General features: G+C 63.6%; 20 protein-coding genes. 7 read left to right on the top strand and 13 right to left on the bottom strand.

Features of this window, described 5'->3' with window-relative positions; all coding sequences use genetic code 11:
- Nucleotides 1-28: 28 nt before the first annotated feature.
- Complete coding sequence (locus QXZ94_RS17065; protein ID WP_315721377.1) at nt 29-442, bottom strand: hypothetical protein; 414 nt, start codon at nt 440-442, stop codon at nt 29-31.
- A gap of 916 nt (nt 443-1,358) precedes the next feature.
- Here QXZ94_RS17065 and QXZ94_RS17060 point away from each other — a divergent pair.
- Both QXZ94_RS17060 and ccoG read left to right on the top strand, forming a co-directional pair.
- Entirely contained in the window at nt 1,359-2,156 is a 798-nt protein-coding gene (locus tag QXZ94_RS17060; protein WP_315721376.1) for a fumarylacetoacetate hydrolase family protein, read from the top strand.
- A 461-nt stretch (nt 2,157-2,617) separates the two neighbouring features.
- Nucleotides 2,618-4,111, top strand: coding sequence for a cytochrome c oxidase accessory protein CcoG (ccoG, locus tag QXZ94_RS17055; RefSeq protein ID WP_315721375.1), 1,494 nt, complete (start codon nt 2,618-2,620; stop codon nt 4,109-4,111).
- 7 nt (nt 4,112-4,118) lie between these two features.
- Here the strand turns inward: ccoG and QXZ94_RS17050 are convergent, their stop codons facing one another.
- Complete coding sequence (locus tag QXZ94_RS17050; RefSeq protein WP_315721374.1) at nt 4,119-5,057, bottom strand: acetamidase/formamidase family protein; 939 nt, start codon at nt 5,055-5,057, stop codon at nt 4,119-4,121.
- Between the two features lie 307 nt (nt 5,058-5,364).
- Here QXZ94_RS17050 and QXZ94_RS17045 point away from each other — a divergent pair, with 307 nt between their 5' ends.
- Nucleotides 5,365-5,739 carry a transposase gene (locus tag QXZ94_RS17045; protein ID WP_172114149.1) on the top strand — a complete coding sequence of 125 codons (375 nt, stop codon included), beginning with the start codon at nt 5,365-5,367 and terminating at the stop codon, nt 5,737-5,739.
- A 65-nt stretch (nt 5,740-5,804) separates the two neighbouring features.
- On the opposite strand, the gene QXZ94_RS17040 is transcribed toward QXZ94_RS17045, so the two are convergent.
- The 6 genes from QXZ94_RS17040 to xoxF5 form a co-directional block, all read right to left on the bottom strand.
- Nucleotides 5,805-8,138 (bottom strand): xanthine dehydrogenase family protein molybdopterin-binding subunit, encoded by a 2,334-nt coding sequence (locus QXZ94_RS17040; protein ID WP_315721373.1) that lies wholly within the window; start codon nt 8,136-8,138, stop codon nt 5,805-5,807.
- A gap of 2 nt (nt 8,139-8,140) precedes the next feature.
- Nucleotides 8,141-8,593: a (2Fe-2S)-binding protein gene (locus QXZ94_RS17035; protein WP_315721372.1), complete on the bottom strand. Its 453-nt coding sequence runs from the start codon at nt 8,591-8,593 to the stop codon at nt 8,141-8,143.
- A 384-nt stretch (nt 8,594-8,977) separates the two neighbouring features.
- On the bottom strand, nt 8,978-9,541 hold the full coding sequence (gfa, locus tag QXZ94_RS17030; RefSeq protein ID WP_172114152.1) for an S-(hydroxymethyl)glutathione synthase: 564 nt from the start codon (nt 9,539-9,541) through the stop codon (nt 8,978-8,980).
- A 33-nt stretch (nt 9,542-9,574) separates the two neighbouring features.
- Complete coding sequence (locus QXZ94_RS17025) at nt 9,575-10,684, bottom strand: S-(hydroxymethyl)glutathione dehydrogenase/class III alcohol dehydrogenase (protein ID WP_315721371.1); 1,110 nt, start codon at nt 10,682-10,684, stop codon at nt 9,575-9,577.
- Nucleotides 10,685-10,750: 66 nt separating this feature from the next.
- Nucleotides 10,751-11,230: a c-type cytochrome, methanol metabolism-related gene (locus QXZ94_RS17020; protein ID WP_315726319.1), complete on the bottom strand. Its 480-nt coding sequence runs from the start codon at nt 11,228-11,230 to the stop codon at nt 10,751-10,753.
- Nucleotides 11,231-11,362: 132 nt separating this feature from the next.
- Complete coding sequence (gene xoxF5, locus QXZ94_RS17015; protein WP_315721370.1) at nt 11,363-13,168, bottom strand: lanthanide-dependent methanol dehydrogenase XoxF5; 1,806 nt, start codon at nt 13,166-13,168, stop codon at nt 11,363-11,365.
- Between the two features lie 407 nt (nt 13,169-13,575).
- On the opposite strand from xoxF5, the gene QXZ94_RS17010 reads away from it, so the two are divergent.
- Nucleotides 13,576-14,529: a helix-turn-helix domain-containing protein gene (locus QXZ94_RS17010; protein ID WP_315721369.1), complete on the top strand. Its 954-nt coding sequence runs from the start codon at nt 13,576-13,578 to the stop codon at nt 14,527-14,529.
- Nucleotides 14,530-14,643: 114 nt separating this feature from the next.
- On the opposite strand, the gene QXZ94_RS17005 is transcribed toward QXZ94_RS17010, so the two are convergent.
- From QXZ94_RS17005 to QXZ94_RS16995, 3 genes are read right to left on the bottom strand one after another with little or no spacing between them, the layout of a single operon-like run.
- Nucleotides 14,644-15,579 (bottom strand): transporter substrate-binding domain-containing protein, encoded by a 936-nt coding sequence (locus QXZ94_RS17005; RefSeq protein WP_315721368.1) that lies wholly within the window; start codon nt 15,577-15,579, stop codon nt 14,644-14,646.
- A complete protein-coding gene (locus tag QXZ94_RS17000) occupies nt 15,579-15,920 on the bottom strand; it encodes a cytochrome c (RefSeq protein ID WP_315721367.1) in 342 nt (113 codons plus the stop codon). Before QXZ94_RS17000 ends, QXZ94_RS17005 begins: the two co-directional genes overlap by 1 nt.
- A 25-nt stretch (nt 15,921-15,945) precedes the next feature.
- Nucleotides 15,946-17,610 carry a methanol/ethanol family PQQ-dependent dehydrogenase gene (locus QXZ94_RS16995; protein WP_172181721.1) on the bottom strand — a complete coding sequence of 555 codons (1,665 nt, stop codon included), beginning with the start codon at nt 17,608-17,610 and terminating at the stop codon, nt 15,946-15,948.
- 381 nt (nt 17,611-17,991) lie between these two features.
- On the opposite strand from QXZ94_RS16995, the gene QXZ94_RS16990 reads away from it, so the two are divergent.
- On the top strand, nt 17,992-18,264 hold the full coding sequence (locus QXZ94_RS16990; protein WP_315721366.1) for a hypothetical protein: 273 nt from the start codon (nt 17,992-17,994) through the stop codon (nt 18,262-18,264).
- Nucleotides 18,265-18,488: 224 nt separating this feature from the next.
- Entirely contained in the window at nt 18,489-18,569 is an 81-nt protein-coding gene (gene pqqA, locus QXZ94_RS16985; RefSeq protein WP_009031067.1) for a pyrroloquinoline quinone precursor peptide PqqA, read from the top strand.
- Between the two features lie 135 nt (nt 18,570-18,704).
- On the opposite strand, the gene QXZ94_RS16980 is transcribed toward pqqA, so the two are convergent.
- On the bottom strand, nt 18,705-19,013 hold the full coding sequence (locus QXZ94_RS16980) for an EthD family reductase (RefSeq protein ID WP_315721365.1): 309 nt from the start codon (nt 19,011-19,013) through the stop codon (nt 18,705-18,707).
- A gap of 216 nt (nt 19,014-19,229) precedes the next feature.
- On the opposite strand from QXZ94_RS16980, the gene QXZ94_RS16975 reads away from it, so the two are divergent.
- On the top strand, nt 19,230-19,442 hold the full coding sequence (locus tag QXZ94_RS16975) for a hypothetical protein (RefSeq protein ID WP_315721364.1): 213 nt from the start codon (nt 19,230-19,232) through the stop codon (nt 19,440-19,442).
- 13 nt (nt 19,443-19,455) lie between these two features.
- On the opposite strand, the gene QXZ94_RS16970 is transcribed toward QXZ94_RS16975, so the two are convergent.
- Entirely contained in the window at nt 19,456-19,803 is a 348-nt protein-coding gene (locus tag QXZ94_RS16970) for a hypothetical protein (protein ID WP_315721363.1), read from the bottom strand.
- Nucleotides 19,804-19,818 lie beyond the last annotated feature (15 nt).

Raw genomic sequence — 19,818 nt, 5'->3', positions numbered from 1 at the left:
ACCCCCCAAATCACCTAAGGGGAGTGAATCACCGTCCGTCAGCTAACGGAATCCATTTATGAGTACAGAACCTAGGGCGATTGATGGAAGCAAACGGGCTGAACCAAGCCAATAAAGCCGCAAGCCAGCTCCATTTGTCCTCATGAATTTGCGGAAGGTGCATTTCGCCGAGCAAGGGAAGGCTAGACGTTACCGCGTAAGAGCCGTCTCGACCCTGCGTTACTAGAAATTGTTCGTGCGATTGTGTGTTCACAAAATCTCGATACGGCGCGAGCAGGTTGGAATCAAAAATTCCGACGCTGATAAGCTGATCGATTACTATGATCCAACGCATTCGCTGATCGCTAGCGAATTTTCTCGCTTCCTCCTCCTGTTCGAACTCATTCTTGAAGCTGCCATCTATGTAGCGAAACCTGCTGATCTCGTCTTTAGCGGTCGTCATAATGAGTCTCAATCTACCATGGGTTGATTTAAAGTGACGCAAAGCGCGAGCTTTGTCGAGGTGGGCTTGCGATGGCGTCTCGGCATGACCTCGGTCATCCGGGTGCAGTGCGCGGCGATACTTGATAGCCGGAGGGTGGGCAAAGGCGCGTCCGTGCCGTGTCTGCATCTTTCGCCTTTGTCTCGCGGGCCGTGCCCACCATTGTGTCTGCGCGTTCGTAGATGGACGGGTGGGCACGCGACCGCCCTGCGGGCGGCTGCTTTGCCTACCCTACGGCCTCTCGCGAGCACCCCCGTTAACCGCGACCGTCGCGGCGGGCTCAAAGGAAATGTCGTCGCCTTATACGAAAAGTATTTCTTTTTTATAGAAAGTATGATTGTATGCAACCATCCCGCCTCGATTAAGGGGCGTATCGCGGTCGTCACGAGCGTTGATGCGGGATGCGATGGGCGTGTCGGGCCGCAGCGTGAGCAATCGCGCCGACGAACGGTTCGATGCGCACGGTCAAGCCGTGTGGTCCTGGTCTCCCGGTGCTGAGATCAAGTTCGCGCCGACGATGGTGCGGATGACAGGGGCAAGACAGCCGGTCCCTGGGGAGAGCGCGGAGTAAGCCGTAAAGCCATCGCGCAGGGAGGGCCGGGTCTGTCCGGCTGGACCTGTGGTACCTGCCGCCTGCATTTTTTTCGCAGGCGGGCCACGGGCCTCAGTCGAGGTCCGGCCTTCCCTGCGCCCTCGCGTTGTCCGTGAGGGTCTCGATCATCCCTTCGGGCGCGTGTTGCGCCGCGAGAGCAATGACGCCTGCGCGCCCGGTAGCGCTGGCATACTGGATATGCTTATTAGTTCGCGGGCGTCGAAGCGGACGCCTCACCACGAGCATCTCGGCCGGTCTCAACGGCTGAATCCAGGAGGAACCCAGATGGCACCCACCTCACGCCGCAATCTTCTTGCTGGCGCCGGCAGCATGGCTGCGGCGGCCGCGATCATGGCGGAGACACAACCGGCTGCTGCACAGGCGGGACCGAAGCCGATCTTTGCCGTGCCGGCGACCACGATTCCGATCGTCGGCGAGCAAGGCGTATTTCCGGTACGGCGCATCTATTGCATCGGCCGCAACTACGCGGCGCATGCGATCGAGCGCGGCTCTGATCCGAATCGCGAGCCGCCGTTCTTCTTCCAGAAGCCGACCGACGCGATCCAGAACGTCAGCATCGGCGAGGTCGCCGAGCATCCGTATCCGTCGCTGACCAAGAACTATCACCACGAGGTCGAGCTGGTCGCGGCGCTCAAATCCGGCGGCACCAACATCCCCGCCGAGCAGGCGCTCGATCACGTCTATGGCTACGCGCTCGGCCTCGACATGACGCGGCGCGACCTGCAGAACGGGATGGCGGCCGAGAAGAAGCCGTGGGAGATCGGCAAGAGTTTTGATCATGCCGCCGTGCTCGGACCGATCCATCCGGTGGCGAAGGTCGGCCATTTCACCAAGGGCGCGATCTCGCTCGCGGTCAACGGCACGGTCCGGCAGAACTCCGATCTCACCAAGATGATCTGGAGCGTCGCCGAGCAGATCGCGAAGCTGTCGGAAGCGTTCGAATTGAAGGCGGGCGATATCATCTATTCCGGCACGCCGGAAAATGTCGGCCCGGTGGTCAAGGGTGACGTGCTGCTGTGCAAGCTCGAGGGCCTGCCGGACATGTCGATCAAGATCGTTTGAGGGGAGGAGGATACGAGGTCAACCTGCTGCGCATCTACTCCTGTCAAATCAGATGAAGCTGGTCGCCGCGACGGATGGTGCGCTCCCTCTCCCCGTCCTTCACGGGGAGGGTTGGGGTGAGGGGCAGCCACGCGCACCGGCCCTGCGGAGAGCCCCCCTCACCCGGATTGCACCTCTCGATGCAATCCGGCCTCTCCCCGCACGCGGGGAGAGGCGTGCAGCGAGCGTCGCCGTGCGTGCTGTTATCCCAAAGGGCGGCAGCCGCCATCATCCCTCCGGATGCCGCGCCTGCCGCCGTGGCGCTCGCGGCGCCGTGCCCCTCATCGCCTGCCGGCCACCGGTCATCGTTGTTCCCGCGCAAACAGCCGCTGCCAGCCGTTCGCAAGTTTGTGGGCCGACAAAGAGCCGTCGGGCACCGCCCTTTATCGTCGCCTGCAACAGGCAAGCGAACGAGGGCAGACGTGGCCATCACCATCGAGATCGATCACGCCAGGACGCGCCGCATGGCGCAGGAGAAGGGCCAAAGCCAGTCCCCGGCTCACCGCCCGGCGCCCGTGCGCAAGCCGGCACGGTCGCCACGCCAGGTCGGCGGTCCCGTGGCTCCGCAAGGCGTCAAGGGACCGATCCGTCGGCTCAAATGGCTGATCCTGGTGCTGACGCTCGGCGTCTATTACGTCACGCCGTTCCTGCGCTGGGACCGCGGCCCGAACGCGCCGGAGCAGGCGGTGCTGCTCGATTTCGCCCATGGACGGCTCTATCTGGGCCCCGCCGAGATCTGGCCGCAGGACCTCTATCTCATCACCGCGGCGATGCTGCTCGCGACCTTCATCCTCGTCCTGGTCAACGCGCTGGCCGGCCGCCTGTGGTGCGGTTTCGCCTGCCCACAGACGGTCTGGACCGACCTGTTCCTGCTGGTCGAACGCCTCGTCGAGGGCGACCGGCGGCAGCGGCTGAAGAACATCGGCGCGCCGCTGACGGCGAAGCGGATCGCGCAGATCGCGACCAAGCACGCGTTATGGATCATGATCGCGCTCGGCACCGGCGGCACGTTGATCTTCTACTTCACCGATGCGCCGGAACTGGTGCGCGATGTCCTGCATGGCGAGATGTCGGCGACGGCGCTGACCTGGACGCTGGTGTTCGCGGGCACGACCTACGGTCTCGCCGGCTTTGCGCGCGAGCAGGTCTGCACCTTCATGTGCCCGTGGCCCCGGCTGCAGGGCGCGATCTGGGATCCCGAGGCCTTCACCGTGAATTACCGCGACTATCGCGGCGAGGTCCGGATGTCGGCAAAGAAGGCGGCCGAGGCGCGCGCGCTGGGCGAGCCGGCCGGCGACTGCGTCGATTGCGGCGCCTGCGTCGCGGTCTGCCCGATCGGCATCGACATCCGCCAGGGGCCGAGCTTCGCCTGCATCAATTGCGGCCTGTGCGTCGACGCCTGCGACGGCGTGATGGCCAAGCTCGACCGGCCGCGCGGCCTGATCGACTACGAGAGCTGGCGCAACATCGAACGTGGCCGCGCTGCCGAGCCCCGCGTCTCGCGGCTGGTCCGGCCGAAGACCATCGGGCTTGCGCTCGCCTGTGTCACGCTGGCGGCGGTGATCGCGGTGTCGTTCGTGACCAAGACCACCGCGGTGCTGTCGGTCCAGCACGATCGCGATCCCTTGTCGGTGCGGCTGTCGGACGGCTCGGTGCGCAACGCCTACACCGTCAAGCTGCTCAACAAGTCTTCGGCGGTGCAGAGCTTCACGCTCGGCGTCAGCGGTGTCGAAGCGGCGCTCGCCATCATCGGCCATGTGGCCGCGGATGCCATCGAGGTCGAGCCGGACGGCTCGGAGACGCTGCGCGTGACGCTGACCATGTCCGCGCCCGTGGATGCGGACGTCACCTTCCAGGCCGTCGATGCCACCGGGCAGGTCGTGCTGAGCGCGCACGACCACTTCGTCAACCGGTAGAGAGGGCCTAGAGATACGCCTTCGGCAGCAGCATGTGGATGCCCTTGTTGCCGTCGACCAGCTGGGTGACGCGCAGATTGCCGGCCAGCGAGCACAGCATGTAGGCCTGGTTGCGCGACAGGTTGGTGCGGGCGCAGACGTGCTTGACCATCTCGCGCACCGCCTGCTTGGCGGCGTCGTCGAGATCCTCGTCGAGGCCGATCGACATCAGGTGCGTGGCATTCTCGGCGAACGGCCAGGTGACATCCATGTCCTTGCGCACGGTGAGCCGGAAGCTGCCGGTGACGCCGGTCTCGAGCGCGGTGATGCAGACTTCGCCATCGCCCTGCACGCCGTGACCGTCGCCGGCGAAGAACAGCGCGCCCTCGTTGAACACGGGCAGATACAGCGTCGTGCCGGGCCGCAGCTCCTTGTTGTCCATGTTGCCGCCGAAGCTGCGCGGCACCGGTGAGCCGCACCGCCCCCACCCCGGCGGCGGCGCGGTGGCGATGATGCCGAAGAACGGATCGAGCGCGATCTCCGTGCCCCAGGGCATGATGCAGACCTGGCGCTCGTGATCGACCTTCGGGTGGATGGTCTCGTAGTCGGTGAATTCCTCGGGCAGGGTGCCGAGCAAAGGCAGGATCGAGACGAAGCCCCAATCCTGGCTGACCTTGCAGCTGAGGATGTCGACCTGCAGCGTATCGCCGGGCTGCGCGCCCTTCACATAGACGGGCCCGGTGATGAAATGCGGGCCCGGCCCCTGGATCATGGTGTCGAGCGCGGTGAGATAGGCGGGCGGAACGATGCTGCGGTCTTCGGGGAGGGTTTCCTTGCCGCCGGCCGGGAACGAATGCAGCGTCACGGTGTCGCCGGAGGCGACCTCGAGGACCGGTGGGGTCGTGCTGTCGAGATAGCCCCACACCATGCTCTCATGCGTCGCGGGAATCTCGTGGCGTTTGGACATGGGCTGTCTCCGTCGGGCTCGGGTCTCGGCGCTGATAACAAGGCAGGATGCGGCGGGCGGCAATGCCAAAAACTGGTCAGCTTTGCTCACGGCCCCGGCAGATCGACGGGACGTCTTCCGCTGATGTCAATTTTGCCAATCGGCGACGTGGCGCCGGCAGGCCCCGGCGATTCCACGCCGTCGCCCTTGACCGTTCCCGCCGTGCGCATCGGCGACGCGCGGTCGCGAGGGCCATGCGCCGGGGTACTACCAAGCTCATGGAATTCATGCGAGAATAGACCCGTTGGCCGCGTAGGGGTCTGTGAGCATGCGACGTTCCCTGCACACCGAGCACGAGATTTTGGTTTTGCTTTGCGAGGCGGAGTCGGGTGTTCCGATTGCCGAAATTTGCAGCACGGCCGGCGTGTCGCTGCGCACCTTTTATCGCTGGCGCCAGCGCTATGGCGGTCTCACCAGTCCTGCCCTGCGCCATTTGAAGGAGCTGGAGATCGAGAACCAGCGGCTGCGCTCGCTGGTGACCAAGCTCGTCGAGGGGCAGCCGAATGCCACCGTTGCTCCGAAGGTCGCGCCGGCACCGCTGCGCCAGGATTGCGGCAGCACGCCTCATGGCGTGGCCGGTGCGCCGGGACAGGCCCGCGGCGCCGTGATCGGCCGTTATGCCTCGGTGCGCTACGGCCGATAGCTCGTTGCCGTTCTGTTGAAGCGATCATCGGCCGGATCGCTCCGGCCGATGACGGGCTCGTCGTCTTAGATCGCGAGCTGCTTGCCGATCGGCAGCGCGCGCAGACGCTTGCCGGTGGCGGCAAAGATCGCGTTGGCGAGCGCCGGCGCAAACGGCGGCACGCCCGGCTCGCCGACGCCGCTCGGCGGCGTGTCGGGATCAGCCGGCACGATGTGGACGTTGGTGATGAGCGGCGCCTCGTCGATCCGGACCACCGGATGGTCGTCGAAGTTGCGCTGCTGCACCCGGCCGTTCTTGAAGCTGACCTCGCCGTATTTGGCGAGGCTCAGTCCCATGATCGCGGCACCTTCGAGCTGCGAGGCAATGCGTTCGGGATTGACGAAGACACCGCAATCGATCGCGCTGTCGACCTGGTGCACCGTCAGCTTGCCCTTGTCGTCGACCTCGACCTCGACGATGGTGGCGATGTAGCTGACGAAGCTGCGATGCGCGGCGATGCCGAGGCCACGGCCCTTGCCGACCTTGCGGCCCCAATTGCCCTTCTCGGCGACGAACTCGACGACCCGGCGCAGCCGCCCGGTATCGATCGGGTAGCTCTCATAGGGCTCGCCATAGTTCCAGAGATCCTTCACCGAAGCGAGCTTGACGATGCGCGGACTGCCGATCAGTTCGAGCAGCATGTCCTTCTGGTCGCGACCGGTGGCGGCGGCGATCTCTCCCATCATCGATTGCACGGCGAAGGCGCGCGGGATGTTCGAGACCGAGCGGAACCAGCCGATGCGGGTCATCGCCTTGGCGGCGGGGTTCTCGCACTGGATGTTGGCGATCTCGAACGGCATGTCGACGAGGCCCATGCCGAGCTCGAACGGCGCGGCGTGATCAGCGCCCGCCGCAAAGGTCGACAGGATCGTCGGCGCAACGCTGCGGTGACGCCACGCCACCACCTTGCCGGACTTGTCGAGCCCGGCCTCGATCCTTTCCACCGAGACGGTGTGCAGGAAGTCGTGCTGGATGTCGTCGTCACGCGTCCACTGCACCTTCACGGGCGCGCCCAGCTCCTTGGAGAGCAGGGCGGCTTCGAGCGCGAAGTCGCATTTCGATTTGCGGCCGAAACCGCCGCCGAGCAGGGTGACGTTGACCGTCACGTTCTCGATCGGGATCTGCAGCGTCTTGGCGACATCCTCGCGGGTGCCGCCGGGGCTCTGCACCGGCGCCCAGATCTCGGCCTTGTCGCCCTTGACGTCGGCCACCGCGACCGGCGGCTCCATGCTGGCATGGGCGAAATGCGGCAGATAGTACTCGCCGGTGATGACCTTGTCGGCCGATTTCAGCGCCGCTTCGACATCACCTTCCTGGCGCACGACGAGTCCGGGCTGGCGCGCGGCCGATTCGAGCTCGGCGCGGTAGGCGACGGAGTCGTAGGCTGCATTGGGGCCGTCGTCCCATTCGACCTTCAACGCGTCGCGGCCCTTGATCGCCGCACCGGTGTTGCGCGCGATCACGGCGACGCCGCCAAGCGGCTGGAACTTCGACGGCCACGGCCAGCCCTTGACCTCGAGCACCTTCTCGACGCCGGACACCTTGAGCGCCTCGGCCGGATCGAACGACTTCACCTTGCCGCCGGTGACCGGCGGCCGGGCGATGACCGCGTACTTCATGCCGGGCAGGCGGACATCGGCCCCATAATGCGCCTTGCCGACGGTGATGTCGTGCAGGTCGACGATGCTGACCTGGCCCTTGCCGAGATAGCGAAAGTCTTTCGGCGACTTGAGCTGGATGGTGTCGACCGCGGGCACCGGCTGGCTGGCGGCGTCGGCCGCGAGCTCGCCGAAGCCGAGGCGCTTGCCGCTGGCGCTGTGCACGACCTCATGGTTGACCGCCTTCACCTCGCCCACGGGCACGCCGAGCTTCTTGGCGGCAGCCGCCTCCAGCATCGCCCGCGCCATCGCGCCGATCTGGCGCATCGGCAGGAGATAGTGCCGCGTGCTGCGCGAGCCGTCGGTATCCTGGTTGCCGAACTTCACCTCGTCGCCGGGCGCCTGCACGACGCGCACGCGCGACCAATCGGCCTCCATCTCCTCGGCGACGATCAGCGGCAGGCTGGTGCGCACGCCCGTGCCCATCTCAGAGCGATGGGCGAGGATCGACACGATGCCGTCGGGTGCGATCGACACGAAGATCTTGGAATCGACCACGGTGCCATGCGGCATCTTGCCGGCGCCGGTCTCATAGGCGGCGAACGCCGGGCGCGACAACAAGGGGGCGGCGAGCACGAAGCCGCCGGCCAGTCCCAGCGTCTGCAGAATTGCGCGACGCGAAACGTTTTCCACCTTGAGATGCCGTTCGAAGCCGCGGCGCGATGCGGGCTTTGCGATCTCGGGATTTGCGATGATGCTCATGATCACACCCCCGTCGAGGCCAGATGGACCGCATTCTCGATGCGCTGATAGCAACCGCAGCGGCAGATGTTGCCGGCCATCGCGTCGCGGATCTGATCATGCGAGGGCTTCGGATTCTGGTTGAGCAGCGCCGCCGCCTGCATGATCTGCCCGGCCTGGCAGAAGCCGCATTGCGGGACGTTGACCTGCCGCCACGCCTTCTGCACCGGGTGGTCGCCGGTCGGATGCAGGCCTTCGATGGTGGTGACCTCGCGGCCCGCGACATCCGACACCGCGGTGATGCAGGCGCGCGCGGCCTCCTTGTCGACCATCACGGTGCAGGCGCCGCACAGCGCCTGGCCGCAGCCATATTTACTCCCCGTGAGCCCGAGCTCATCGCGCAGATACCACAGCAGCGGCAGGCTCGGATCGCCATCCCAGCTCTGCTCCTGTCCGTTGATTTTCACCTTGATCATGTTCGCCCTCGCTCTGTCGGACCAATGGTCGTTGGTTCTGATCGTTGGTGGACGCGCGCGGGACCACATGTCCCTGGTGCACGCGCCGGATCAATTGAGTTGTCGGAAAGCCACTCATGATAGCAGACCGGGAGGGATGCCGGTCTACACAGGCGCGTGTGTTGCAGGCGCTGCCACCAGCTGTACGCGGTCCCGTGCGGTGCAATTCGAAGCGATGGCATTGGCGGCGTGCCTTCGCGCATCGCGAGACCGGATACAACGTCGGCAAGGGCGTCGACGGAGGGCCGGCCAAAAGAAAGAATGCCTCGCCGGCACATAGGCAGGCGAGGCACCAAGTCTTCAGGAAGGAACGCTTCAGTTGGTACGCTTGGTACGTTGCGGCCGTCAGGCCGCCTTTGCTTTCGCCACATGGGTGGCAATCGCATCCATGAGGGCCGGCGAGAGGCAGTCATAGGGCTCCAGCCCCAGCTCCTTCAGCCGCGCCCGGATTTCTCCCATCTGCTCCGGCTTCACGCCCGATTCGATCACCGAGGAAACGAAGGCGGCGAAGCCCGGTGCGGCCGAGCCCTGCTCCTGGAACAGCTCGGGGTGAATGAAGTCGAGGCCGTAGAACGGGTGACCGGTATTCTCGATGCGGCCATACATGTGCGTGCCGCAACCGGTGCAGGCATAGCGCTGGATGACGGCGGAGGGATCGACGATCTTCAGCTTGTCGCCGTTCTCCAGAACCGCGACGTTCTGCCGCGGCACGACGGCCACGACGGAGAAGGTCGCGCCGGATGGCTTCCAGCACTTGGTGCAGCCGCAGGCGTGGTTGTGAGCCACGTCACCGGTGATGCCGACCTTCACCGGCCGATCGTGGCACTTGCAGACCAGCGTGCCGCCGGCGAAGTGGCCGCTTCCCTGTTTGACGCCGTTGTCAACGGACGGATGGATGTGGACAGTCATGGCGCAATCCTCCTCATGTTTGCGTGCTTGGGGTCAGAACACGACGACGGAACGGATCGATTTGCCCTCATGCATCAGGTCGAAGCCCTTGTTGATCTCTTCGAGCGTGAGCGTGTGGGTGATCATCGGATCGATTTCGATCTTTCCGTTCATGTACCAATCGACGATCTTGGGAACGTCGGTGCGCCCGCGCGCGCCGCCGAACGCCGTGCCCTTCCAGACGCGTCCGGTGACGAGCTGGAACGGGCGGGTGGCGATTTCCTTGCCGGCTTCGGCGACACCGATGATGATCGATTCGCCCCAGCCGCGATGGCAGGCTTCCAGCGCCTGACGCATGACGGTGGTGTTGCCGGTGCAGTCGAAGGTGTAGTCGGCGCCGCCGTCGGTCAGCGCGACCAGATGTTGGACGATGTCGCCGGTGACCTTTTTGGGATTGACGAAATGGGTCATGCCGAAACGACGGCCCCATTCCTCCTTGCCGTCGTTCAGGTCGACGCCGATGATCTTGTCGGCGCCCGCCATCCGGGCGCCCTGGATGACGTTGAGACCGATGCCGCCGAGGCCGAACACGATCACGTTCGAACCCGGCGTGACCTTGGCCGTGTTGACCACGGCGCCGACGCCCGTGGTGACGCCGCAACCGATGTAGCAGCTCTTGTCGAACGGTGCGTCCTCGCGGATCTTCGCCACCGCAATCTCGGGCAACACCGTGAAGTTCGAGAAGGTCGAGCAGCCCATGTAGTGGTAGATCGTCTGGCCCTTGTAGCTGAAGCGCGAGGTGCCGTCGGGCATCAGGCCCTTGCCCTGCGTCGCCCTGATCGCGGTGCAGAGATTGGTCTTGCGGCTGAGGCAGCTCTTGCACTGCCGGCATTCCGGCGTGTACAGCGGAATCACGTGATCGCCGGCCTTCACCGAGGTGACGCCGGGGCCGACCTCGCGCACGATGCCGGCGCCCTCATGGCCGAGGATCGAGGGGAAGATACCCTCACTGTCGAAACCGTCGAGCGTATAGGCATCGGTATGGCAGATGCCGGTCGCCATGATCTCGACCAGCACCTCGCCGGCCTTCGGCCCTTCGAGGTCCACCTCGACGATCTCCAGCGGTTTCTTGGCTTCGAAAGCGACCGCGGCGCGCGTCTTCATGTCTCAAACTCCTGTTTCAGTCTCTCGGGCCCGCGACGCTGCCCAGCTCGCGGTCCCCATCGTCGATCATTTCTTGCCCATGCAGGAGTTCTCCGCTTCCGTATAGGCAGGCGGCTTGCCCTCATGCTTGGCCGGGCGGACGCGTCCCACCGCGTCATTGCCGCGGGCGCGCAGGTAGATGTAGAGATCGTCCATGTAGCAGGCCACGTTCGGATTGTCGCCGAAGGCCGGCATGACGTTTTCCTGGGACGAGCTGACATTCTTGCGGCCACTGGCGATGACGCCGATGAAGTCGCCATAGCTCATGTTCTTGACCGAGTCCTTGAGCGCCGGCGCGTAGGTCGAGCCCATGCCGTCGGGGCCGTGGCAGACGTGGCATTCGGAATGATAACGGCGGTATCCGGAGTAGGTGTACCAGTCCACCGATCCATCGGCGCCCACCTTGTAGGTTGGATCGCCATCCTTATCGAAATACTTCCCGTCTTCGGACTTGACGGCCGTTGGATCTCCCGGGCCTTCCGCCCAGGCGTTCCCGGCCACACTCATGGTGCCGGCTGCCGCGCACAGGGCCGCGGCGACCGCAATCAGAATCTTACGCAAGGGCGTCATCCCCAAATTTTCGAGGCAGGCGAACCGGCGCATGGACAACATCCATGCGCCGGAAGCAGATTGCTCAGCTCACTGCTGCGGGAGCGAGAACACGGTGAGCGTGCCGCCGAGCGCGGTGTAGTTGCTCAGCGCCGCGTAGCCGCCGACGGCACCGAGACCGGCGGTCGGATCCGTCAGGCCCGCTGCAAGACCGATACCGGCCCAGCCGCCGACACCCGAGAGCACGGCAACGTACTGCTTGCCGCCATTCTCATAGGTCGTGACGTTGCCGATGATGCCGGACGGAGTCTTGAACTTGTAGAGCTCCTTGCCCGTCTTGGCGTCGACAGCCTTGAGGTAGCCTTCGAGTGTTCCGTAGAACACCACGCCGCCGGCCGTTGCGAGCGCGCCCGACCACACCGAGAACGGCTCCTTGTTCGACCAGACGATCTTGCCGGTCTTGCCGTCCCAAGCGATGAAGTTGCCCATATGGGTGTCACCCGCAGGCGGATACATCGACAGCGTCGCGCCGACATAGGGCTGACCTGCGGTGTAGCTCACCTTGAAGGGCTCGTAGTCCATGCAGACATGGTTGGTCGGTACATAGAACAACTGCGTCTCCGGCGAGTAGGCGGCCGGCTGCTGATCCTTGGTGCCGAGCGCCGCCGGACAGATGCCCTTGGTGTTGACGTCCTCGCCCTGCTTGTCGGTCGAGTACTGGTCGACGACCTTCGGGCGGCCATAGGTCGCCGAGTTCTTGTCCATGTCGACGCCCGTGGTCCAATTGACCTTCGGATCGTACTTCTCGGCGACCAGGAGCTCGCCATTGGACCGATCGAGCGTATAGGCGAGACCGTTGCGGTCGAAGTGGGTCAGCAGCTTGCGCGGCTGGCCGTTGACCGCCTGATCCGACAGGATCATCTCGTTGACGCCGTCATAGTCCCACTCGTCGTGCGGCGTCATCTGATAGACCCATTTCGCGACGCCGGTGTCGGCCGCGCGCGCGAAGATCGTCATCGACCATTTGTTGTCGCCGGGACGCTGCTTCGGATTCCAGGTCGAGGGGTTGCCCGATCCGTAGTAGACCATGTCGAGCTGCGGATCGTAGGAGATCCAGCCCCAGGTGCAGCCGCCACCGGTCTTCCACTGGTCGCCCTGCCAGGTCTTCAGGCTCGAGTCCTTGCCGACCGGCTTGCCGAGCGACGTGGTGTTCGCATCGAACAGGATCTGGTCGTCCGGACCTTGAGAATGTGCTCTCCACGCCTGCTTGCCGGTCTTGATATCGTACGCCGTCAGGTGGCAGTTGACGCCGAACTCGCCGCCGGAGGTGCCGACCAGGACCTTGTCCTTGACGACGAGCGGCGCCGAGGTGCCGGTCTGGCCCTTGCTCGGATCGCCGTTGACGGCGGTCCAGACCTGCTGGCCGCTCTTGGCATCGATCGCCACCAGCTTGTCGTCGGCCTGGTGCAGGAAGATCTTGCCGTCACCATAAGCGACGCCACGATTCACCGTGTCGCAGCACATCACCGGAATGACGTTCGGATCCTGCTTGGGCTCGTACTTCCAGACGATCTTGTTGTCGTTCGCCAGATCGATGGCGTAGACCTTGTTCGGGAACGGCGTATGCACATACATCATGTTGCCGACGATGATCGGTCCGCCTTCATGGCCGCGCAGCACGCCCGTGGAGAAGGTCCACGCGACCTGCAGCTTGCCGACGTTCTGCGCGTTGATCTGGTTGAGCTTGGAGTAACGCGTGTTGGCGTAGTCTCCCGCCGGCATCACCCAGTCCTTCGGGTTGGCCGACATCTTGACCAGTTCTTCGCTGGCCCATGCGCCACCCGCGGCGAGCGCCGCGACTGACGTCAGACATGTTGCGAGTAGCACTCTTCGCATCGTCTTTCCTCCCGGGTTCAACTGAGGTTCCGCAGAAAGCGGCCCAGTATTCGTTTTCGGCATCATTGATTATCCACTTCCCGATCGGGAAACTTGCCCAAAAGAGAAAAGAGCTTGCTCAAGAGTGAAGCGAATCGAAGTTTTTGCAGGAGATTTTGCTTTGCTGGTCCGCAACATCGGGCGCATTCTTGTTGCAGAGCATCAATTCACAGCATGCGGGTTCCACCGAAGGTTGATGTTTTTCTTGACCTTACAGGGATGAAGGCGGAGGATCGTTGCGGGCGTTTTATGGAACTGATGCGTCGCGAGGGATATCGCGGCCTTAAAATCGGAGTAATCTTGCAGCATTCTCATCCGCCGTCCTGCGGCGGACCCGTTGCGTCTCGATCTTGAATCGGTGGATGAATATGTCCGATACGATCCGCTCGCTTACTACCTCGGGGTTTTCGCCCAGGAGCCAGATACAGCGTTGGTCAGATGCACTGACCGATCTCTGCGGACGTTTCGATGTCGACCCTCTCGAGGGGGCTTCGTTCGAGGGCCGTATCAATTTCACCACGGTGTCGCGGCTGAAGCTGTGCCAGATCGAGGCCAGCCAGCACCGCATTGCGCATACCTATGCCCGTGCGCAGAAGGTTGCGCATCCCTACATCAAGATTCTGTTCCAGACCTACGGAACCTCCTATTTCGAGCAGGATGGCCGCCAGATCGAGATCGGCCCCGGCGATTGCCTGGCCTATGACGTCTCGTCGCCGCACACCATCATCAGCCCTGCGCTGACGCGCCATGACGTCGTGATCGTGCCCAAGGAGCTGCTGCAGGAGCGCGGCTTCCGGTCCGAGAAGATGCCGGCCTACAAGCTGTCGGCGCGCAGCGGCACCGGCCGGATCGCGCACGACGTGACGCATGCCGCCTTCGACGAGGCGACCCGGCTGTCTCCGAACTCGGCGGCCAGCGTCGCCGAGTCGCTGATCGATCTGCTGCTGCTGCCGCTCCGCGAAGCCGATCGGATGCTGGATCGTGCCGGACCCGAGGCCGTCTACATCAGGGCACAGGCTTTCATCCGCGAGCACCTTCGCGATCCCGACCTCTGCATCGATCAGATTTCGGCAGCCTTAGGTTGTACCAAGCGCTATCTTCATATGGTCTTCAGCGACCGTGGCATGACCGTGAGCGACTATATCTGGCGCGCCCGGCTGCAGCATTGCCGCCAGGAGCTGGAGACGCAGACCGGCAAGACCATCACGGACGTCGCGTTCTCATGGGGCTTTTCGAGCTCGTCGCATTTCAGTCGCGTGTTCCGGAAGTATTTCGGTGTGGTGCCTTCGTCGGTTCACAAGACGGCAGCGCGCGCGGATTGAATATGCAGCCGCGCTAAAGCGCGATGAGATCAGGACGAATCGTCATCGCGCTTTAGATTGTTGCTTGCGCATGATCTTTTCGGAAAACCGCTGCGCACTTTTCCGGATCATGCTCTAGCGTGCGCCGCTCCGGATGATTTTCTGGAACGCATCACCCAGAATGATTGGCGCGCGGGGCGGCAGATAGGTCAGGCCGGCAGTCCCTGCCAGCTTGGCAAGCTCTCCAGACCCTTCCAACTCCGCCAGGATCTTATTGACCGCCGCCAGCAGTTCCGCCGAACCGGACAGTGCGACATAACCCCGGTTGGCGCCGATCGGATAATTGTAGCCGGAGGCGACGAGCTTGCTGTCGGGATGAGCGGCCCGGTAGGCATCGAAGCGTCTGCCATCAAGCAGCGTTGCTTCGAACTTTCCCTGTTCCAGAGCGCCGAGCAGATCATCCCGCGTCGGAATCAGATGAGTGATGTCGTCGATCAGGCGGCCCTTGTCGAACGTCATCAGGATCGCGTCCGCCAACGTGCCGCTTTCGATCGCGAGCCGCAGCCCGGCCAGATCGCCGATATCACTGATCCGACGCGCTTTGGCGGCCGGGCCGAGAACGACGGTCAAGCTCGAGAACAGGTAAGGCCTGCTCGGCATCAGCTTGTCGAGCGCCACGCGGCGCCGGCGATCGTCGCGCGTCGCGCCATCGAAATCCGGCAACTTCGCCGTTTTGACCCCAGGCGCGACCAGCCCGTCCTGCGTGAAGGGATAGCTCCCCAGCAGTGAACAGCGTCCGTCCGACAGCAGCGCGTTCGCTTCCAGTGCCGGAGATGAGTCCTCGTCCAGCTTGCTCTCGAACCACTGGATTTCGAGCGTCCTGCCGAGACGGTCAGCGATTGCCTGGCCCAGCAGGACGTCAAAGCCGCTGCCGGGTTTGCCGCGATGATGGAGCGACAGCGGCGGAAGATTTTCGTCGAGGCAGAGTCGGAGGACATCGTCAGTGGCCTTGGCCGCTGTCGATGCCGTCAGCATCATGAATGCCGCCACGCAATAGACGAGACGGTGCATCACTGCGCTCTCCGGCTCGAGACATAGGCCCAAAGCGCGGTGATCTCGTCATCGCTGAGAATGTCACCCCAGGGGGGCATGCGGCCGTTCTTGCCTTGCTTTACCGTGGTGACGAAACGCGGCTGATCGTCGGGAAAGCGGCGCAGGTCGGGAGTGACCGTGCCGGAGGTCACCATGTTCGGGCCATGGCAACGCGAGCATTTCTGCGCGAATGTGGTCTTGCCGAGGTCGATCGGGCTGTGAGCGGCGGTGCCGTCCTGCTGCTGAGCGAAGGCGGCCGTGGAAAGCACGGCCGACGTCGCCACGACGGCGGCGAAGGTCGCCGCCGTTCTCATGAACATGTTCTGTCTCACGGGCAATCCGCACTCAGTTCTTGACCGCGAAGACCCAGAGCGAGCCGCCAGCGGGAACGTTGGCGAGGCGCTCGTCACCTGAGAACAGCGAGTACACGCCGCCATAGCCGGAGGTCACGGCGACATATTGCACGCCGTCCTGCTGCCAGGTAACGGGCTGGCCTTCGATGCCGGAGCCGGTCTGGAACTGCCAGAGCTTCTTGCCGCTGTCGGCGTCGAACGCCTCGAACTCGCCGGTCAGCTTGCCCGAGAACACCACGCCGCCCGCGGTCGACAGCACACCGGAGAAGCGCGGGATATCGCTCGGCTGCTCCCATTTGGTCTTGCCGGTCATCGGATCGATGGCCTTGAGCTGACCGCGCGGACCTTCCGGCCAATCCCAGAGGTCAGTCAGATCCATGCCGAGGTACCACTCGCCGGCCTTATAGGTCGCCGGCTCGGTCTTGTAGTGGCCGCCGAACACCAGCGTGTTGGCGTAGGCCAAGCCGGTCTGCGGATTGAACGACATCGGCTCCCAGTTCTTGCCGCCGAGAATCGAGGGGTAAACGGTGACCTTCTTGCCCTCGCGCGCATCACGCGTGACATCGGTCTCGACCGGCTTGCCGGTCTTCATGTCGATGCTGGAGGCCCAGTTCACCTTCACATAGGGGTTGGCGGCGAGCAGCTTGCCGTTGGTGCGATCGAGCACGTAGAAGAAGCCGTTACGGTTGGCGTTCATCAGCACCTTGGTCGGCTTGCCTTCGACGTTCATGTCGGCAAGCACCATCTCGGCGACGGCGTCATAGTCGAACGGATTGTTCGGCGAGAACTGGAAGTGCCATTTGATCTTGCCCGTCTTCGGATCGAGCGCGAGCACCGAGCAGGTGTAGAGATTGTCGCCCGGGCGCACTGCCGCGTTGAATGGGCCGGGGTTGCCGACGCCCCAGAACACGGTGTTCTGCTCGGGGTCGTACGATCCCGTGATCCAGGTCGAGCCGCCACCGAGCTTCCAGGTGTCGCCCTTCCAGGTGTCGCCGCCGGGCTCGTCCGGGCTCGGAACGGTGTGGGTTCGCCACAGATGCTTGCCGGTCGCCGGATCCCAGCCATCGATGAAGCCACGCGTGCCGAACTCGGCGCCAGAGATGCCGGTCAGCACGACGCCATTGGCGACGAGCGGCGCGACCGTCATCGAATAGCCTTCCTTGATATCCGCGGCCTTCTGTCGCCACAGCTCCTTGCCGGTCTTGGCATCGAGCGCGATCACGTTGGCATCGAGCGTCGTTCGGAACAGCTTACCGTCGTACAGCGCGGCGCCACGGTTGATGATGCCGCAGCAGACCACGCGCGGCGTCTCTGCCGGATATTCGATCTTGCTCTTCCAGATCTGCTTGCCGGTCTTGGCGTCGACCGCCATCGTCGCATTGTGGGTCGTGACGTAGAGCACGCCCTGGTACACCAGCGGCTGCGATTCCTCACTGCGGTCATCGGCAAAGCTGTAGTTCCAGACCGGAACGAGATTCTTGGCGTTGTCCTTGTTGATCTGCGTGAGCGAGCTGAACCGCTGCAGATTGTAGCCCATGCCGTAATTGAGGACGTTCGCCGTATCAGTTGCACCCTTGATCAACTGATCGGCACTCTGCGCGCTTGCACCATGTGATGCAAAAATGGCGAGGCCTGCGGCCAGCGCGATCCGCTTCATTCATTTCCTCCAAGATTTTTATGCGCGCCTATCCTGACGCTGCGGGAACAACACTCCGCTCGAAATCGGGAAGCGTCAATACGAAAAGCTGGCAGTCACCACCGCTCGATCGGGACATCATCCCAGTCAGCCCGAGCTGGGCAGTCAGGCCATTGTGCCTGCAGCGCGCTTGCGAGCTGCAGGATCTCATCTCGTTCATGCTGCTTTGCGGCATGAACATTGCTTCGTTGCAGCATGCCGGGCTAACATGAGGAGTGGCGGATGACACGAACCATCCTTTGGCTCGGCATGCTTTGTTGCCTCTGGGTGAGTGCGAGTGCGCGTGATGTCGGGCAATGGGGAGCAGCCGATCCGGCGTTGCGCCAATGGTACGAAGCCCTGATGCAGCCCGACGCGCCGACGGCATCGTGTTGCGGTGAGGCTGACGCGTATTTTGCCGACGAGATCCATGTGCGGGATGGCAAGACCTATGTGGTCATCACCGATGACAGGCCCGATGCACCACGTGGGCGTCCGCACGTCGATATCGGCACCGAAATCGAGGTCCCTGATCACAAGCTGAAATGGGACAAGGGAAATCCCACAGGTCACGGCATCATCTTCCTGAGCCGCAACCGATATGTGTTCTGCTACGTGCAGCCGGGCGGCGCGTGAGCGGCAGAAGCCTTGACAGGGCGGGGATTGTCGCGATCTCGTGTGAGAAATGAGGCGGAACGCCGTCACGTCCGGCCGTGGGCGTTCGCTTCGTTCAAGCCAGCGACTAGCAACCGGACGCGCTCCGGGCCGTCGAGCCTTGCGTTCTCTCGGACGCGGTCCTAGCTTCGGCGTTGGCGCGAGGGAAGCGCCAGTCAATGATAGTCTGAATTTGGGAGCTCGAAATGGCCTGGAAGACACCGAAGATCGTCGAAGTGCCGGTGGGCATGGAAATCAACATGTATGCCTGCGCGGCGCGCAAGTAGCGACTAGCGATCTGCCAAGCCACCCGAGCGACGTTTGCTTCGGGCTGGCTTGGCGGATCCATTGTCGGGGCCGACCGGCGCATCGGCCGATCGGACGTAACGGCGAGCCGTCGGACGAATGCGATCGTCGATCGCTCAGACGTCCTGCGTGTCGAAGATATAGAGGTCCACGCCGCCGTCGGCGAAATTGGGCAGATCCCCCGCTGCCGCCTTGCCCTCGGCCGAGCCCATCCCCGCCTGCAGCGCCTGCATCGAGTCAAACACCAGGGTGGCGACGAGGTGGATGTTGGTGGGACCTGCCGGCCCATTCACCGGGCCGCGGCTGATGTCGTAGCTCTTCAGGCCCGGAATCTTCTTTGCCAAGGGGACATGGACATTCATGTAGTGCTTGTCGAACGCCTCGGCGCTCTTCGGCGTCTTGTAGAGTACGAGAACCTTGGGCATCTGCTTCCTCCGCATGCGCTTTTTTAAAGGTCGATCGACCACGGACATTGCAGCCGATCTGCCGGTCCGGATCAAGCGTCTGGACTCGATGGGCCGGATGATGGTCGTTTCCGACCGGTTCCACCATAATCTGGTGTGGACCGGGAAACCGATGCAGCCCGTCGTCGTAGTTTGAGATAGTCTGTCGTCGTCAGGCTTATCGAAGGACACTGAGCCATGAGCCCCATCGATCTCGTCATCACCGTCTGCGCGGTCCTGTCGCCATCCAACTGCGAAGAGCGGCATCTCGTTTTCGCCGATGGCGGAGCCTCATTGCAGCAATGCGCGATGAAGGCGCCGCCCTATATCGCCCGATGGGTCGGCGAGCACCCGAAATGGACGGCGGTGCGGTGGCGCTGCGAGTACCCCCACAGCAACGACAAGGCCTGAGTCGCTTCGCGGCTTAGTTCGTGCACTCCTTGAGGTCCTTGTCCGCGACCTGGATGATGGCGTCGGGCTTGACGTCGAGGTCGCGGACGATGCATTGGCGGTCGCCGGAATAGCTCACTTTGGCATCGTAACGTCCGGGCTCGATCCCGGTCAGCTTCAACCGCTCGTCGTGATCGAGCTCCTTGTCCTTGTCGTTCAAGGTCTGGTTCGGTCCCCAATTGTTCTGGCCGGCCGGCGAGAGCTGGAAGCCGGTCATCGTCGCGGTGGTCAGATTCCACAGCCGGACGCCTTTGCCCTGCGCGAAGCTGGCGGTCGGCAGGGCCGACAGAAGGATGGCCGTCACGGCAAAGGCGAGTCTCATGGCATGTCCCGAGCG

The sequence above is a fragment of the Bradyrhizobium sp. SZCCHNS2022 genome, assembly GCF_032377575.1.
Taxonomy (GTDB): domain Bacteria; phylum Pseudomonadota; class Alphaproteobacteria; order Rhizobiales; family Xanthobacteraceae; genus Bradyrhizobium; species Bradyrhizobium aeschynomenes.
This window is presented reverse-complemented; position numbering and strand designations above follow the sequence as displayed.

Excerpts from the sequence above, each read along its gene's own strand:
- QXZ94_RS17045 (WP_172114149.1), top strand. The coding sequence starts at position 5,365 with ATGCGACGTTCCCTGCACACCGAGCACGAGATTTTGGTTTTGCTTTGC.
- QXZ94_RS17000 (WP_315721367.1), bottom strand. The coding sequence starts at position 15,920 with ATGTTCATGAGAACGGCGGCGACCTTCGCCGCCGTCGTGGCGACGTCG.
- QXZ94_RS17010 (WP_315721369.1), top strand. The coding sequence starts at position 13,576 with ATGTCCGATACGATCCGCTCGCTTACTACCTCGGGGTTTTCGCCCAGG.
- QXZ94_RS17050 (WP_315721374.1), bottom strand. The coding sequence starts at position 5,057 with ATGTCCAAACGCCACGAGATTCCCGCGACGCATGAGAGCATGGTGTGG.
- QXZ94_RS16975 (WP_315721364.1), top strand. The coding sequence starts at position 19,230 with ATGAGCCCCATCGATCTCGTCATCACCGTCTGCGCGGTCCTGTCGCCA.
- QXZ94_RS17025 (WP_315721371.1), bottom strand. The coding sequence starts at position 10,684 with ATGAAGACGCGCGCCGCGGTCGCTTTCGAAGCCAAGAAACCGCTGGAG.
- QXZ94_RS16980 (WP_315721365.1), bottom strand. The coding sequence starts at position 19,013 with ATGCCCAAGGTTCTCGTACTCTACAAGACGCCGAAGAGCGCCGAGGCG.
- xoxF5 (WP_315721370.1), bottom strand. The coding sequence starts at position 13,168 with ATGCGAAGAGTGCTACTCGCAACATGTCTGACGTCAGTCGCGGCGCTC.
- gfa (WP_172114152.1), bottom strand. The coding sequence starts at position 9,541 with ATGACTGTCCACATCCATCCGTCCGTTGACAACGGCGTCAAACAGGGA.
- QXZ94_RS17005 (WP_315721368.1), bottom strand. The coding sequence starts at position 15,579 with ATGCACCGTCTCGTCTATTGCGTGGCGGCATTCATGATGCTGACGGCA.
- QXZ94_RS17065 (WP_315721377.1), bottom strand. The coding sequence starts at position 442 with ATGACGACCGCTAAAGACGAGATCAGCAGGTTTCGCTACATAGATGGC.
- QXZ94_RS16970 (WP_315721363.1), bottom strand. The coding sequence starts at position 19,803 with ATGAGACTCGCCTTTGCCGTGACGGCCATCCTTCTGTCGGCCCTGCCG.
- QXZ94_RS17060 (WP_315721376.1), top strand. The coding sequence starts at position 1,359 with ATGGCACCCACCTCACGCCGCAATCTTCTTGCTGGCGCCGGCAGCATG.
- QXZ94_RS17040 (WP_315721373.1), bottom strand. The coding sequence starts at position 8,138 with ATGAGCATCATCGCAAATCCCGAGATCGCAAAGCCCGCATCGCGCCGC.
- QXZ94_RS16990 (WP_315721366.1), top strand. The coding sequence starts at position 17,992 with ATGCAGCCCGACGCGCCGACGGCATCGTGTTGCGGTGAGGCTGACGCG.
- pqqA (WP_009031067.1), top strand. The coding sequence starts at position 18,489 with ATGGCCTGGAAGACACCGAAGATCGTCGAAGTGCCGGTGGGCATGGAA.
- QXZ94_RS16995 (WP_172181721.1), bottom strand. The coding sequence starts at position 17,610 with ATGAAGCGGATCGCGCTGGCCGCAGGCCTCGCCATTTTTGCATCACAT.
- QXZ94_RS17020 (WP_315726319.1), bottom strand. The coding sequence starts at position 11,230 with ATGAGTGTGGCCGGGAACGCCTGGGCGGAAGGCCCGGGAGATCCAACG.
- QXZ94_RS17035 (WP_315721372.1), bottom strand. The coding sequence starts at position 8,593 with ATGATCAAGGTGAAAATCAACGGACAGGAGCAGAGCTGGGATGGCGAT.